Raw genomic sequence first — 14,811 nt, forward strand, 5'->3', positions numbered from 1 at the left:
AGTCATGTTGAATGATAATTTCGATTATATCATTGTGGGAGCCGGTTCAGCTGGCTGTGTACTGGCGAACCGCCTCAGCGAAGACCCCAATAATTCTGTATTACTCATAGAAGCTGGCGGCAGTGATGGATCGATATTCATTCAAATGCCGACAGCTTTATCAATCCCGATGAACATGTCTCGGTATAATTGGGAGTTTGAATCAGAGCCCGAACCCTGGATGAATGACAGGCGAATGCATTGCCCTCGTGGCAAGGTACTGGGCGGATCTTCATCCATCAACGGTATGGTTTATGTCCGCGGACATGGCTGTGATTTTGAAGAGTGGGAAGAAAAGGGTGCTCTAGGTTGGGGCTACAAAAATTGCCTTCCATATTTCCAGCGTGCCGAAACCTGGAAAGGTGGCCGCGATGAATACCGCGGAAACGAAGGCCCCTTGGCCACCTGTAATGGTAATGAAATGAAAAACCCGCTTTACTCTGCTTTTGTTAAGGCCGGAGAAGAAGCAGGATACGGCGCGACATCTGATTACAACGGATATAGGCAAGAAGGCTTCGGCCCAATGCATATGACCGTTAAAGACGGCGTTCGCTGGTCAACTGCTAATGCTTATTTAAAACCAGTACTAAAACGCCCGAACCTCAAGGTTATTTCGAACGCCCTCACCAAACGCATTGTAATGGAAGGCAAAAAAGCCACAGGTATTGAGATTGAAGTTGGAGGCCAGACACAAACCCATAAAGCCGCAACCGAGGTAATTTTATCTTCAGGCTCCGTGGGTTCTCCTCAACTCCTTCAAGTATCAGGTATCGGCCCGGCCGAAGTCCTCAGAAAAGCTGGTGTTGAAGTTGTTCATGACCTCCCGGGTGTTGGCGAAAACCTTCAAGATCACCTCGAAGTATATTTCCAGTTCCGCTGTAAAGAACCGATTACTCTCAACGGTAAACTTGATCTATGGAGCAAATTTCTGATTGGAACGCGCTGGATCCTATTCAAGGATGGACTAGGCGCAACAAATCACTTTGAATCCTGTGCATTTATTCGTTCAAAAGCAGGCCTCAAATGGCCCGATATCCAATACCATTTCCTGCCAGCAGCAATGCGTTATGACGGCCAGGCTTCATTTGATGGCCATGGTATCCAAGTACACGTTGGTCCGAACAAACCAAAGAGCCGTGGTTATATCAGGATCAAATCGGGTGACGTGAATGATAAACCAGAAATACTCTTTAACTACAATGAACACGAAGATGACCGTGAAGCATTCAGAGCTTGCATTCGCTTAAGCCGCGAGATCATGGAACAAGATGCCATGGCCCCTTATTGCGAAGATGAAATCCAGCCGGGCGCCGATCTTCAAACAGATGAAGAACTTGATGCCTGGATCCGTGAAAACGCTGAAAGTGCCTACCATCCATCTTGCACTTGTAAAATCGGTTCAGATGACGATCCGATGGCTGTTCTTGATAATGATTGTAAAGTAAGAGGCATCGAAGGCCTTCGCGTGGTCGATAGCTCCGTCTTCCCAACCATTACCAACGGAAATCTTAACGGACCAACAATCATGGTCGCCGAAAAAGCAGCCGATATTATCCTCGGCAACACACCGCTTCCTGCTTCAAACGCACCGACTTGGATCCATCCTGAGTGGGAAACGAAACAACGATAGACAGGCTAAACGCAAAAAAGGGTCGCTTTAAAAGCGACCCTTTTTTGTATCTATTTAATCCAGAAGAACTAGAGGATCTGTTCCAGTGCGCTTGAAAGCCGTTCAACTGAACGATCAACGTTATTCAACTTGTCCAAGCCAAAGAGACCAAGGCGGAAAGTTTTAAAATCCGCAGGTTCATCACATTGCAAAGGAACACCTGCAGCAATCTGCATGCCTAGGGCCGCAAATTTCTTGCCGTTATGGATCTCTGAATCCTCTGTGTAGCAAACCACAACACCTGGCGCCGCAAACCCATTCGCAGCTACCGAGGTAATTCCCTTTTCAGCCAAAAGAGCACGAACTTTATCGCCTAGCTCCTGCTGTTCATCGCGAACCCTATCGAAACCATACGCCTCGGTTTCCTTCATTACGTCGCGGAACGCAGCCAGAGCATCGGTTGGCATGGTTGCATGATAGGCATGTCCACCATTTTCATAAGCTTGCATGATTTGAAGCCATTTCTTCAAATCACAGGCAAAGCTTGAGCTGTTGGAAGTTTCTACCGCAGCCAAAGCGGCCTCACTCATCATGACCATGCCTGTAGATGGAGATGCACTCCACCCCTTCTGCGGAGCTGAGATCAGGACATCAACACCAACTTCCTTCATATCAACCCAGATCGTACCAGATGCAATACAATCCAGGACGAAGAGACCGCCGACAGAGTGTACAGCCTCAGCGATTGCTTTCATGTAGTCGTTCGGCAAAATCATGCCAGAAGAGGTCTCGACATGGGGGGCAAAAACCACATCCGGTTTTTCGGATTTGATCGTAGCCACGACCTCCTCGATGGGTGCCGGAGCAAACGGAGCCTGAGTACCCTCAGTAATCTGACGCGCTTTCATCACGATGCTGTCAGAAGGAATTTTTCCTGCGTCAAAAATTTGTGTCCAACGGAAGCTAAACCAACCATTGCGAATGGTGAGACATTTTTTATCCGTTGCCAACTGGCGTGCAACAGCTTCCATTGCATAAGTACCACCACCAGGAACCAAAGCCAGTGCATCTGCGTTATAAACCTTCTTCAGAGTACTGGAGATGTCGGTCATCACCCCCTGGAAAGCTTTTGACATATGGTTTAGCGAACGATCAGTAAAAACCACGGAATACTCGAGGAGACCGTCAGGATCTACAGGGGACTGCTGGTTGCTCATTTTTTGCTCCATTAGAACTTAGGCGTATTCTTATTGGGCACGATCCTATTGGAAAATTAAGACAGCAACAAGAGGGCCAACACCTTGGAAATGATTAGAAATTCGCTCGGATTGGTGAGAAAAATTGTTGAATAAGCAGGATTGCTGAAAAGCACTGGAAAGCATCCAATAAAAAACGCGGCCTCTATAAAAAAGCCGCGTTTTATTTTGCCAATAAATCAGAGACGATTAGATACAGCCACAATCCGGAGAACCGCAGCCTCGGGGTGCTTCGTGTTGATGTTCAACAACCGCGCCCTTTTGTTCTGTTTTCAAACCAAGACGCTCAAACAACGCCATGTCTTCGTTTTCTTCCGGGTTCGCAGTGGTAAGAAGCTTGTCGCCGTAGAAGATCGAATTAGCGCCAGCCATAAAGCATAGAGCCTGACCTTCGTCTCCAAGAGAGCGACGCCCCGCTGACAAGCGAACGTAAGATTTTGGCATCATAAGGCGGGCAACAGCGACGGTTCTTACCATCTCAAAGCTATCAATGCGCTGCATATCACCAAATGGCGTGCCTTTTACCGGAACCAGCATGTTGATTGGAACAGATCCCGGGTGTTTAGGCAGGTTAGCAAGCGCCATTAAGAGACCAACACGGTCTTTGCGCTCTTCACCCATACCAATAATACCTCCAGAACAAACGTTCAGGCCAGCCTCACGTACGTTACCCAGAGTTTCAATACGGTCATCAAAAGAACGCGTTGTTATAACTTCAGGATAGTATTCTGGTGAGGTATCGATATTGTGGTTGTAATAATCCAACCCGGCCTCTTTGAGACTATCGGCCTGATCCCGGTTTAACATACCAAGGGTCATGCAGGTTTCCATGCCCAAGTCTTTAACTGCGGTAACGATCTCAGCAATCTTGTCGATATCGCGATCTTTGACATTACGCCAAGCCGCGCCCATACAGAAACGACCGGAACCATTCGCTTGCGCTTTCTTGGCATATTCCAGAACGGTATCTTTATCCATCAGCTTACTTGCGCCGACTTCCGTGCTATAGCGCGAAGATTGCGAGCAATATTTACAATCTTCTGCACAGCCACCCTCTTTAATGTTCAAAAGGGTAGATAACTGTACTTTGTTGGGATCAAAGTATTTGCGGTGCATGGTCTGCGCACGAAACAGCAAGTCCATCAAAGGCAAATCGTAAAGAGCCTCAATTTCTTTCGCAGTCCAGTTTGTACGGACATCCGTATTACCAGAGGCTTCACTGGTCGTATTTTCCACTTGATCAGCGATACCTTCTACAGAAGAAATCGTAACGTTATGTCCAGAAACTTCTGCTTCGGAGACTTCTGGGGACACAATACTTGCTTCGTTTTCCATGGCGACCTTCGCTCCCATGTTTAATCCTATGCGTTGTTCTAACTGTCCGAGGTTATTTCGGCAAGCAACAAGCGCCTGTTGAGATATTCTTTTACGGCAATTTACTCTGTCGGGATCCCTTTAATCTTCGCTTGTAAATTATTGAATTACAGACGAACGATTACAATAAACCCCAAACATGTCTTGATTTTATAACTTTTATAGTGGGTTAAGCTCTTTCATCGCCTGCGCCATTGCTTTCCAGGCATCATCAATCTGTTCATCATTAATCACATAAGGCGGTAAAAGATAAAGCACATTCCCCAGAGGGCGAATGAGCATATTACGGTCCCAGAACCACTTTTTCAGATCGCCTCCGAGGGAAGAGTTATACCCCCCATCATCAACAATCGCATCAAAAGCCCCAATGGTTCCCATGATGCGATGGTGCCGAGTTTGGGGAAGTTCTCTTATGTAGTCCATTCCCTTGTTATGGGCCGCTTCAATTCTTTTGAAACTCTGTTGCGTCTCCTCACTTTGCAACAATTCAATGGAGGCCAAAGAAGCGGCACAACCTAATGGATTGGCAGTAAAGGAATGGCCATGACAAAAGGCTTTATCAAAGGTCTCTCCAAGAAATGAGTCGTACAATTCATCTGTCGCCACCGTAACCGACAAGGGTAAAAAGCCACCCGTAAGGCCCTTTGAAATACAAACCAGATCAGGTGTGACACCAATTTTATCGCAGGCAAAGTTACACCCGGTACGACCAAAACCTGTCATGACTTCATCAAAAATCACAAGTACGCCCCGAGCTTGTAATTTCTCGACCATCATCTTGAGAAACTCTGGGCGCACCATGCGCATGCCCCCTGCCCCTTGCACCAATGGCTCTAGGATCATCGCACAAATTTCATCGCCAAAACTATCTAAGTGCCGATCAATGGCCTCCATTGCGGCAGTCTCTTTTTCTTCGACGTTATCATCATTTTCCCAGGTATTGGGATAAGGCATGATATCAACGGAGAACAGAAGATCCTTCCAGGCGTCAAACATGTGAGAGGAGACACCTGCAGACATGGCCCCAACGGTATCGCCGTGATAGGCGCCATCGAAGGTCATAAAACGCGTACGGCCTGTTTGCCCTGTGTTGTGGCAATGTTGGTAAGCCACTTTCATCGCGACTTCAACAGCTGTAGAACCATTATCAGAGAAGAAAACTCTGTTTAAAGAGCCAGGTAAGAGTTCACTGAGAGATTTTGCAAGTTTTACTGCGGGTTCGTGGGTAAATCCGGCAAAGATAACCTGCTCTAGCTTATTGGCTTGGTCAGCAATTGCTGTTGCAATTTTTGGATTAGCATGACCAAAAACGTTCACCCACCAGGACGAGATGTAATCAACGATTTCACGACCATCTTTGGTGCGCAGAAATACGCCTTCGGCAGAATCAATAACCACGGGATCAGGTGCTGTTTGTGCTTGTGTGAAAGGGTGCCAGACATGACGTTTATCCAACTCCAAAAAATTGTTCGTCATTTTACGCATTCCTTCCAAAAAGCTCAGCTGCTCTTTTAAGCTTTGGCTTAAGAGAAGCTATCGTATTAAAATTCACATATTCACAATGGGGTAGTTCAGCCAACACTTCAATGTTCCCATATTGTTCAATAGCTTCCCGATTACCACTGTTTTCGGGGCCATTCATGATGACACCAGCCAATGTCAATCCACGACGGCGTAAGGCTTCTATCGTGAGAAGCGTATGATTAATTGTGCCCAAGCCAGAACGGGAGACGATCACAACAGGGAAGTTTAAGCGCACCATCAAGTCGCTCATCATGAAATGATCATTTAGCGGGACAAGAGCACCACCTGCCCCTTCGACAACGAGGAATTCTTTTTCCCCGAGGCTTGGTAATTGTACGTCATCAAGGATTATTGTCTGCTCAACATTATTTGCAGCCGCATGCGGGGACAACGGATCGGGAAAACTGTAAGAGCAGGGATATATGGATTTATCACCGATACCCGTTAATCTTTGTATTTCCGGGGTGTCGTGATCTTTAAACGGTCCCGTCTGAATGGGTTTCCAGTACGAGGCACTTAATGCCGCGACAAGCGATGCAGCCGCAAAAGTCTTTCCAACTTCGGTATCTGTACCAGTGATAAACACACCTGCGTTATTGCAACCAGTCTTCCATGAATGAGTATCTTCTCTCATACCCCACCAAAATCATTGAGTGTTACGAAAATAAAAGCAGCTAATTATTGCTGCATAGCACAAAAATCACATCATAATCAGCTTCAATAGGCCCATCTGTAAAGTAACTTTCATATTTTTTAAGCAATCGCCTTAATTGCCCCGTACCTATTGGCTTACGGCCAAGACCACTTGAGTGCGCCCCGATGTCTTTTAAGTTTTGTAAAAACTCTAAACCACTTTTATGGCGCTGCACAAATAACTGTTTTTCAATTTCAACGACTAAGCTTGATAAACTGTCTTCGTAAAAGTTAGCAGATGGAAACTCAGGAGCCAGTCGCTCGATCGACAACTCCTCCTGACACCGGTGCCATAAGTCAAAAGTATCAGAAGCAAGTGACGTGAAGGCCAAAACACCATCAGGAGTAAGAAGATCAGTAAGTTTGTGTAAACTACCCTTGAGATCACGAAACCATTGAAAAGCCATGTTGGAACATATTAAATCGAACGGTCCTTCAAGGTCGGGTTTTTCCCCATCCATTATGGAGAAAACTATATTCCCATAATTCTGAGTTTCTTTGTTTGCCGCTTCAAGGATTGAGCTTTGACACTGCAAGACCATATCTTCAGAGATATCAGTTATATAATACTTTGCATCAGGGTAGTGAGCATAGAGAGACCTTGTTAAATAGCCTGTTCCACAGCCTATTTCCAATATTCTTAGAGGCTTTCGATCCCCGAGACGCTGCTTAATCAAATTCGACAGAGCAGTAGCGGTTTTCTGCTGTACTTCAGATTGTGTCTCATAACTCTGAGCCGCAGCGCCAAAACGACGAGCAAGTCCCTCTTTCCATACCTTTTCAATCATTGGCTTAGGATCGCTCGTTTAATCATATCAGAACAAATCGCTGGATCGGTTAAGGGAGCAAGATGCCCCTTCCCTTTGAGCCAGGTAATTTTACAGGAAGCAAAAAGTGCTCTTGTCATGCCTTCAGTAACCACTTGATCCATTTCATCAGCCAGAACATAAGTGTTCAGAGGATCGAGATGTTCACGCATATCGAGACCTTGAAGGCATTCTATTCCCCAAATCAATCGACCTTCATTTATATTCGGGCGTGATCTGAACGCAACTTCTCCAGCTGGATCACATAACTCATGGAAAGACTTCAGCACTCTTTCCGCTGAGACAGTAATTTTCCTGATCATCCGCTCATTTACGCGTTGGGACACACCCTCGGGAAAATCATCCGAGGCTGAAAATTTTGTAAATCCACAAATTGAGACAAGTTTATTCCAGGTAATATTATGTTGAGATAAAAGCCATAACACCCCTAAAGAATGCCCTACAGCAATATCAAAATGCGTCTCTTCTGGAATGGACTGCCTTCCCGAAAACCCGAGATCAGCAACAATGCATTCGATATCATCGCCAAGTTGAGCAATCACTACATCCCATGTCTCAGGGCCATACCCCCATCCATGTACAAACAGTATACGCATTACAAATCAGCCTCTTTACAGCTCATAACAATAGCTTTGGCCAAACTGATCACCTGTTCTTCTGTATGCACAGCACTTAGGGTAACGCGTAATCTTGCAGTACCTTCTGGTACTGTAGGGGGACGAATGGCACCAACAAGAAAGCCTTTTTCTTCAAGTTTATTTGCAACCGCCATGGTTTGTTGATCGCTACCGATAACAACCGGTATAATTTGTGTGCTAGAAAGCCCTGTATCCAGACCTTCTTTTTGCAAAATCCCTCTAAACAAATTTCCGATTTCTTTGAGGTGCAATCTCTCGTCATCAAGCCTAGGTACCAATTCCAATGCGGCATCAATCGCACCCAACACCTGAGGAGGCAAAGCAGTGGCATATATCAGCCCGCTACAAGCATTGATCAGGTAGTCTCTAACATTCTGTGAACAAGCGACATAGGCACCATAAGATCCAAGTCCCTTACCAAAGGTCCCCATAACAAGCTCATCTCTTGATACGCCTCCTGCACAGAGCCCCATACCGTTTTTTCCGAGAACCCCAGTAGCATGCGCTTCATCGATATAAAGAAATGCATCATGTCGTTTGGCAAGCATCCTGATAGCGGCGACATCAAGCTCATCACCATCCATAGAAAACACACTTTCCGTGACGATAATCTTTGCTTGATCATCGTCCTGATATTTAGAGAGTAATTGCTCTAGATGGTTGAGATCGTTGTGTCGAAATCGAATTTGTTTGGCATTGGCAGCCTGTGAGCCAAAATGGAGGCTGGCGTGATTAAGCTTGTCGGTAAACAAGAGTATATTTGGGTTCTCTCTCCCGCCGTTTAACGATCGGTTCAATAGAGTAGATAAGACTGATGCATTAGCTTGAAACCCGGAATTCAGGATCAAAGCCGTTTCTGCCCCCTTTAGGTCAGCAAGCCGTCTTTCAACTTTTTCATAGAGAGAATGGTTCCCTGTAATTAGGCGTGATGCCCCAGAACCGGTACCATAATCTTTCGCCCAATCGGACGAGCGCTCGATAAGCAGGGGATGGTGAGATAAGTCGAGATAATCATTCGAGGCAAAGTTAAGAAGTATCCGTGATCCGCGCTCTACTCGACCACCAGCAAGAGGTATTGATCCTTTTAAAGACCGTCGTCTATCTTCTGGAATACTCAGAAGCTTTTGCTCTATACGTTCAGAAAGGCTCACCACTTGAACTACTCCAATAGCTCGCTGCTCAAAAGGCAACGACAACATCAGCATATTCTGAAAATGGTTTTAGTCTCTAAGATACCTAAGAGCAACTGTTGTGATAAAGGTTGCCTTATGAAAAAAACAAAAAAGGCGGCATAAATGCCGCCTTTTTCTAATATAGCTTTTCAATTAAGCGCGACGGCGACTACGGCGGCCTTCACGGGCTCCACCAGCTGCGCCTTCAGGAGCTGGTTCACGATATTTCTTGATCCAGTCCAGGCAGTTCTTGTCTTTGTTAAGCAGAACATCAGAAGCACGGATGCCGGCGAGCTCTTCTTCGTGAAGTGGGTTCATGATCGCAGAAGTCATGCCCGCAGCAGCAGCCATTGCGAGAAAGTGTGCGTTCATGGCATGGCGGTTAGGCAGACCAAAGGAAATGTTGGACGCACCACAGGTTGTGTTGACTTTAAGTTCTGTTTTTAAGCGATGAAGAAGCGCGAATACTTGCTTACCAGCAGTCCCCATAGCGCCAATTGGCATCACAAGAGGATCAACAACAACGCGGTCATGGGAAATGCCATGATCAGCAGCGCGCTCTACGATTTTCTTGGCAACTTCGAAGCGAACGTTTGGATCTTCGGAGATCCCGGTTTCATCGTTAGAGATCGCAACAACAGCGGCATCAAACTTTTTAACCAGTGGAAGAACGCGTTCGAGTGACTCGTCTTCACCTGTCACAGAGTTAACAAGCGCCCGGCCTTTATAAACTTTCAAGCCAGCTTCCAAAGCGTCAATGATTGAAGAGTCAATGCAAAGTGGAAGATCTGTGAGGCTTTGAACCAACTGGATGGTTTCAGCCAAGATTTTCGGCTCGTCAGCAAGAGGAATACCTGCATTTACGTCCAGCATGTGTGCGCCGGCAGCAACCTGCGCCAGGCAATCAGATTCAACGCGGCTATAATCACCAGCCGCCATTTCTGCGGCTAGTTTTTTACGACCGGTCGGGTTGATACGCTCGCCGATAATGCAAAAAGGCTCATCAAAGCCAATCGCAAATTCTTTGGTGGCTGAACTGACGATGGTACGGGTCATCTCTTTGCGTCTCCGGATAAGTGGCTTTATTTAAAAAGCTCAAAATTTGATAAATAATACCCATGAAAAGATCATGGGTTTTCATTATACATAAAGATAGGCAGACAGCCTTACAAACGTCTGCGCGACACTTTGTAGCTCAATAACGCTCTTGGTGCAAAACAGCGTTTAAATTGACAAGTAAAGTTATGACTTCAGGATACGTATTCTGATATGTAGCTTCTAATTAAGAAACTGAAGAAACAATTGAATTATTGCGGCGTTCATTAAATCCAGAAAGAATGCCCCGACAAGAGGCACCAGAATAAATGCTTTTGGCGAAGGCCCGTGTTTTACTGTAACAGCATTCATATTGGCAATTCCGACTGGAGTTGCACCCAAACCAAGGCCAATAAAACCAGAACAAATGACCGCAGCTTGATAATCACGACCTAGCAAACGGAAGACGACAAAGACTGCGAAAAAGACCATCATTATTGTTTGGGCGAGTGTTACGAGAACAACAGGCCCTAAAGTACCCGTGAATATCCACAACTGCATACTCATCAGACTAACGCATAGAAACAGCTGAAGGCTAATTTCCTGAGCAATATCTATTGCGTCTTTTGACAGCTTTACCTTAAACAAATCAACACTGTTCGTAATAATTATTGCAACGAGCATTGCTGTTAAAAATCCGGGTAGAGTAACATTATATCCACTGAGATAGTCGTTAACGAAACTACCTAGTTGAACACAAATTGCCAGTGTCAAAAGAGTTCCAAGAACGGCCCGAACCTTTTCCTTCATTGAAAGCTCAATATGCTTTTCACTCTTAGCACTCTGCTGCTCCAGATCTTCGGCAGATGGCTGTAATTTATTTCTATCTATAAGAAATTTCGCGGCTGGGCCCCCGATAATCCCACCGACAATCAAACCAAGAGTGGCGAACATGATACCTATTTCTGTAGCGCCTGTCAGTCCGGCCTCTTGAGCGATATTTCCCCAAGAAACTGCCGTGCCAAATCCACCCGCGAAAGATACACTGCCCCCAAACAATCCGTAGCCAGGATTTGCGCCTAATGCCGACGCGATCCCTACGCCCACTATATCCTGAAGGATCAAAAAAAGGCCTGCGATAAGGGTCAAAATTAACAGCGCCTTGCCACCTGAAGCGAGTAACTTGAATTTTGCAGTCAGACCTATTGTTGAAAAGAAAACCAAAATCATTTTATCTCTCAAGGCCATGTCGAATGTAATTTTCACGTCTTGAGTTTGATAAAGGATCGCTACAATAAGGCTGATGAGAAAACCACCCGTAACAGCAACAGGTATATTGAAGCGTTCGAGCGTTGGTAGCTTTCGGTTAATGAAACTACCTAAAAACCATACCAATACGGTAATGATGATGACGTCTGCACCTTCGATTTTTATTTCAGTCATTACCAATCTATTCCTGTGTTGAGGAACCTATCACATGCTCAGCGTACTGCTCCCCTATTAAATCAACGGGTATAGGGGAGGCTTAAAACGAAGTCTACGCAGGCTCTAGCCTAAAGAAGATCGCATAGAGAACAGGTATTATAATCATTGTTAAAACGGTACCAAAAGCCAGGCCAGCCATAACTGTAACCGCCATACCGATCCAGAACACATCCTGAAGTAAGGGAATAACGCCAAGAACTGTCGTTCCTGCAGCAAGAACTACGGGACGTAACCTAGACATGGCAGCCATAATCACGGCCTCGTATTTTTCCATTCCGTTTTCAAGGTTTATATTTACCTCATCCAAAAGAACAATTGCATTCTTGATCATCATACCTACAAGGCTCATAGCACCCAAAAGAGCCAAGAAACCAAAAGGTGTCCCCGTGAATAATAATCCCCATGTAATGCCTATAAAGGCAAAAGGTATAGTTAGAATAATAATCAATGGAGGACGGAAAGCATTGAAAAGCACTACAATCGTTAAAAGAATGACTGCAATTGTTGGAATAACACCTGGGACCAAAGAAGCCTGAGCATCAGCAGTAGATTCCGTTTCACCACCCCATGTAAACGAATAGCCTGTCGGCAATTCTATGGACTGGATCTGATCAATTACCGTCGCTTGCAGTGTTGGTAGAGTAACCCCGATAATTGGGTTTGCTTGAACAGTTATTGTCCTTTTTCTGTCCCGGCGCACTATCATCGAATCATCCCACTTCGTTGAGATACCATCAACGACTTGTGCAAGGGGAATCTTAGAAGACGTGGATGAACTATCGATTTGAAGTACATCCATACCACTCACATTTTGCCGCTCCTCCTCAACATGTCGAAGAAGAATAGGGATAAGGCTGTCACCTTCACGATAAAGTCCGATATTACGGCCATCAAATGCCCGCTTTGTGGTATTCGCAATATCTTCACGGGAGATTGCAGACCAACGCCCCCTTTCTTGATTATACTCAGGCACCACGGTCACCATTCGCTGGCGCCAGTCGGTTTCATAGGCATCAACAATTGGGGACGCCTGCAGTATATCGGTAACTTCCTGAGCTAGCCCCCGCAGAGCATCCGAGCTGGCAGACGAAGGTCCCGTTATACGGAGCTCAAACTTCCAAGTATTAGACGGGCCAACACCAAACACACGAACGGGAACGAGCGCGTCAGGAAAAGTCTCTTTCACCCAAGTATTTAATTCTTTTTGCAAATCCCGAACTGTCCTGTAGTCATGGACATTGACCACCAGTTGCCCATAAGCAGGATTAATGGGCTCGGGCTCAACTGGGAGATAAAATCTTGGCGGTCCTGATCCAACAAAACTACCTACCCCTGAAATCCGATCATCTTGTAGAAGTTTCTTCTCTATCCTGGCCATAGCAGCGGACACATCTTGAATACGAGTTCCTTCAGGTGCCCAGTAGTCGATCATAAATTTAGGCATGGCTGAGTCGGGGAAAAATAACTGTTTAACCCCGCCAAAACCCACACCGGAAAATATCAAGAGCCCGACTAGTGCTGAAACAGTAACCCAACGTATTTTAATCGCGTTTTCAAGTAATGCTCTAAACGAGGTATAAAATTTCCCACCATACATTCCACCCGCATCAGATCCTTTTTGGCGCAGTTTTTCTTCTGATAACATATCGATGCACTGAATGGGCGTTAAGGTCATTGAGATAACCCAGCTGGAAAGCAGGGATATCGCCACAACAGTAAAGAGCGTTCGACAATACTCACCAACATCCTCTACAGATGCAAAGATGGGATAAAACGCCATTACCGCAACAACGGTTGCTCCGAGCAATGGCCAAGACGGAAGATTAGAAGCAGTAATTGCCGCCTCTTTTTTGCTCATTCCCTGTTGAACTCTGACGACAAATCCTTCGGCAACAACTATGGCATTATCGACCATCATACCCAATGCAATAACCAAAGCCCCAAGAGACATTCTTTGCAACGGGATATCCAAGATAGCCATAATGATAAACGTCATAAGGATGGTAAAGATTAGGGCGGTACCTATAATGATCCCCATCTGCCACCCCATTGCAATCGCCAGAACGACGAGAACAATCGCAACCGCTTCAGCAAGGCTGATTAGGAAGCCTGTTACGGCTTCATCAACCACATCTGATTGCCAATGGACGCGATGAACTTCGATACCTATTGGTAACTCCGCCTCCAGTTCCAATAAGCGCGCATCCACAGCCTTACCAATATCCACCATGTTACGGCCGGGGACATTGGTCAATGCAATCGAGATTGATGGCAAACCGTTATACCGCATCAGTGTACGAGGAGGATCGAGATAACCGCGTCTTATGGTGCCGATATCACCGATCCGGGTAAGCTCTTCACCCTGAGACAAACCACCCACTGAAGACCCTGCGAGTACCGCATCTTGAAACGAAGGTCTAATTGCAAGATTTGAAATATCTTCTGCTGTCTGGAACTCACCTGACGGAGCAATCCTGAGCCTTCTATTTTGTAAATCCAAACGCCCAGCATCAACGACCTGATTTTGAAGTTGTAGTGTTTGTTGTATGGACTGCTCACTTATTTTCAATTGAGCTAGTTGGCTTTGTGCGACATCCAGATAAATAATCTCTTGTTGTTCGCCCCAAAGATCAACACGCGCAATTCCGTCAACAAGACTAAGTTCTTTTTTTATCTCATCAACATAGTCTTGAAGTTCAGAATAGCTATACCCATCACTTGTAATCGCAAGCAATAACCCAAAAACATCACCAAAATCATCTGTTATGATTGGTCTCTGCACTCCGGGGGGGAACGCAGTTTCGATGTCTCTAATTTTTCGGCGAAGAGTATCCCATTCCTGTGGTAAACGATCAGCCCAATATTCTGCCTTGATATTAACCTTAACGATAGACAACCCAGCAGAAGAAGTGGACTCCAGAAAATCCAGTGACTTCATCTCTTGCATTGCAAGTTCAATACGGTCAGTAACTTCTAACTCAACTTCTTCGGGACTCGCCCCCGGATACTGTGTTGTAATCACAGCCGTTTTAACCGTAAACTCAGGGTCCTCCAGCTGACCTAAGCTAAAATAACTTGCTAGGCCCGCTAGTAATACCAGAACTGTTGCAAAATAAGTTACGGCACGCTTTTCAATCGCAATTTTTGCCAGACTCATGA

At 45.6% G+C, this 14,811-nt stretch carries 11 protein-coding genes; 1 reads left to right on the forward strand and 10 read right to left on the reverse strand.

Translation table 11 applies throughout. The annotated features are described in order from the left end of the window. The first annotated feature begins 4 nt into the window (after positions 1-4). Complete coding sequence (gene betA, locus ACOGW3_RS03745; protein ID WP_419901729.1) at positions 5-1,669, forward strand: choline dehydrogenase; 1,665 nt, start codon at positions 5-7, stop codon at positions 1,667-1,669. Between the two features lie 68 nt (positions 1,670-1,737). Here betA and ACOGW3_RS03750 read toward each other — a convergent pair whose 3' ends face one another. The 10 genes from ACOGW3_RS03750 to ACOGW3_RS03795 form a co-directional block, all read right to left on the reverse strand. Then, positions 1,738-2,865 carry an aminotransferase class V-fold PLP-dependent enzyme gene (locus ACOGW3_RS03750; RefSeq protein ID WP_419901730.1) on the reverse strand — a complete coding sequence of 376 codons (1,128 nt, stop codon included), beginning with the start codon at positions 2,863-2,865 and terminating at the stop codon, positions 1,738-1,740. 228 nt (positions 2,866-3,093) lie between these two features. Further along, on the reverse strand, positions 3,094-4,257 hold the full coding sequence (bioB, locus tag ACOGW3_RS03755; RefSeq protein ID WP_419901731.1) for a biotin synthase BioB: 1,164 nt from the start codon (positions 4,255-4,257) through the stop codon (positions 3,094-3,096). A gap of 180 nt (positions 4,258-4,437) precedes the next feature. After that, a complete protein-coding gene (bioA, locus tag ACOGW3_RS03760; protein ID WP_419901732.1) occupies positions 4,438-5,754 on the reverse strand; it encodes an adenosylmethionine--8-amino-7-oxononanoate transaminase in 1,317 nt (438 codons plus the stop codon). A 1-nt stretch (position 5,755) separates the two neighbouring features. Further along, positions 5,756-6,436, reverse strand: a complete 681-nt coding sequence (gene bioD, locus ACOGW3_RS03765; protein WP_419901733.1) for a dethiobiotin synthase — start codon at positions 6,434-6,436, stop codon at positions 5,756-5,758. 40 nt (positions 6,437-6,476) lie between these two features. Then, positions 6,477-7,283: a methyltransferase gene (locus ACOGW3_RS03770; protein ID WP_419901734.1), complete on the reverse strand. Its 807-nt coding sequence runs from the start codon at positions 7,281-7,283 to the stop codon at positions 6,477-6,479. After that, entirely contained in the window at positions 7,280-7,918 is a 639-nt protein-coding gene (locus ACOGW3_RS03775) for an alpha/beta fold hydrolase (RefSeq protein WP_419901735.1), read from the reverse strand. The genes ACOGW3_RS03770 and ACOGW3_RS03775 overlap by 4 nt, the downstream gene beginning before the upstream one ends. Then, positions 7,918-9,114, reverse strand: coding sequence for an aminotransferase class I/II-fold pyridoxal phosphate-dependent enzyme (locus ACOGW3_RS03780; RefSeq protein ID WP_419901736.1), 1,197 nt, complete (start codon positions 9,112-9,114; stop codon positions 7,918-7,920). Before ACOGW3_RS03780 ends, ACOGW3_RS03775 begins: the two co-directional genes overlap by 1 nt. 171 nt (positions 9,115-9,285) lie before the next feature. Next, entirely contained in the window at positions 9,286-10,188 is a 903-nt protein-coding gene (locus ACOGW3_RS03785) for a methyltetrahydrofolate cobalamin methyltransferase (protein WP_419901737.1), read from the reverse strand. Between the two features lie 222 nt (positions 10,189-10,410). After that, positions 10,411-11,610 carry a sodium/glutamate symporter gene (gltS, locus tag ACOGW3_RS03790; RefSeq protein ID WP_419901738.1) on the reverse strand — a complete coding sequence of 400 codons (1,200 nt, stop codon included), beginning with the start codon at positions 11,608-11,610 and terminating at the stop codon, positions 10,411-10,413. Between the two features lie 94 nt (positions 11,611-11,704). Further along, on the reverse strand, positions 11,705-14,809 hold the full coding sequence (locus ACOGW3_RS03795; protein WP_419901739.1) for an efflux RND transporter permease subunit: 3,105 nt from the start codon (positions 14,807-14,809) through the stop codon (positions 11,705-11,707). Positions 14,810-14,811: the final 2 nt, after the last annotated feature.

It is taken from the genome of Kiloniella sp., from assembly GCF_965205715.1.
GTDB lineage: Bacteria > Pseudomonadota > Alphaproteobacteria > Kiloniellales > Kiloniellaceae > Kiloniella.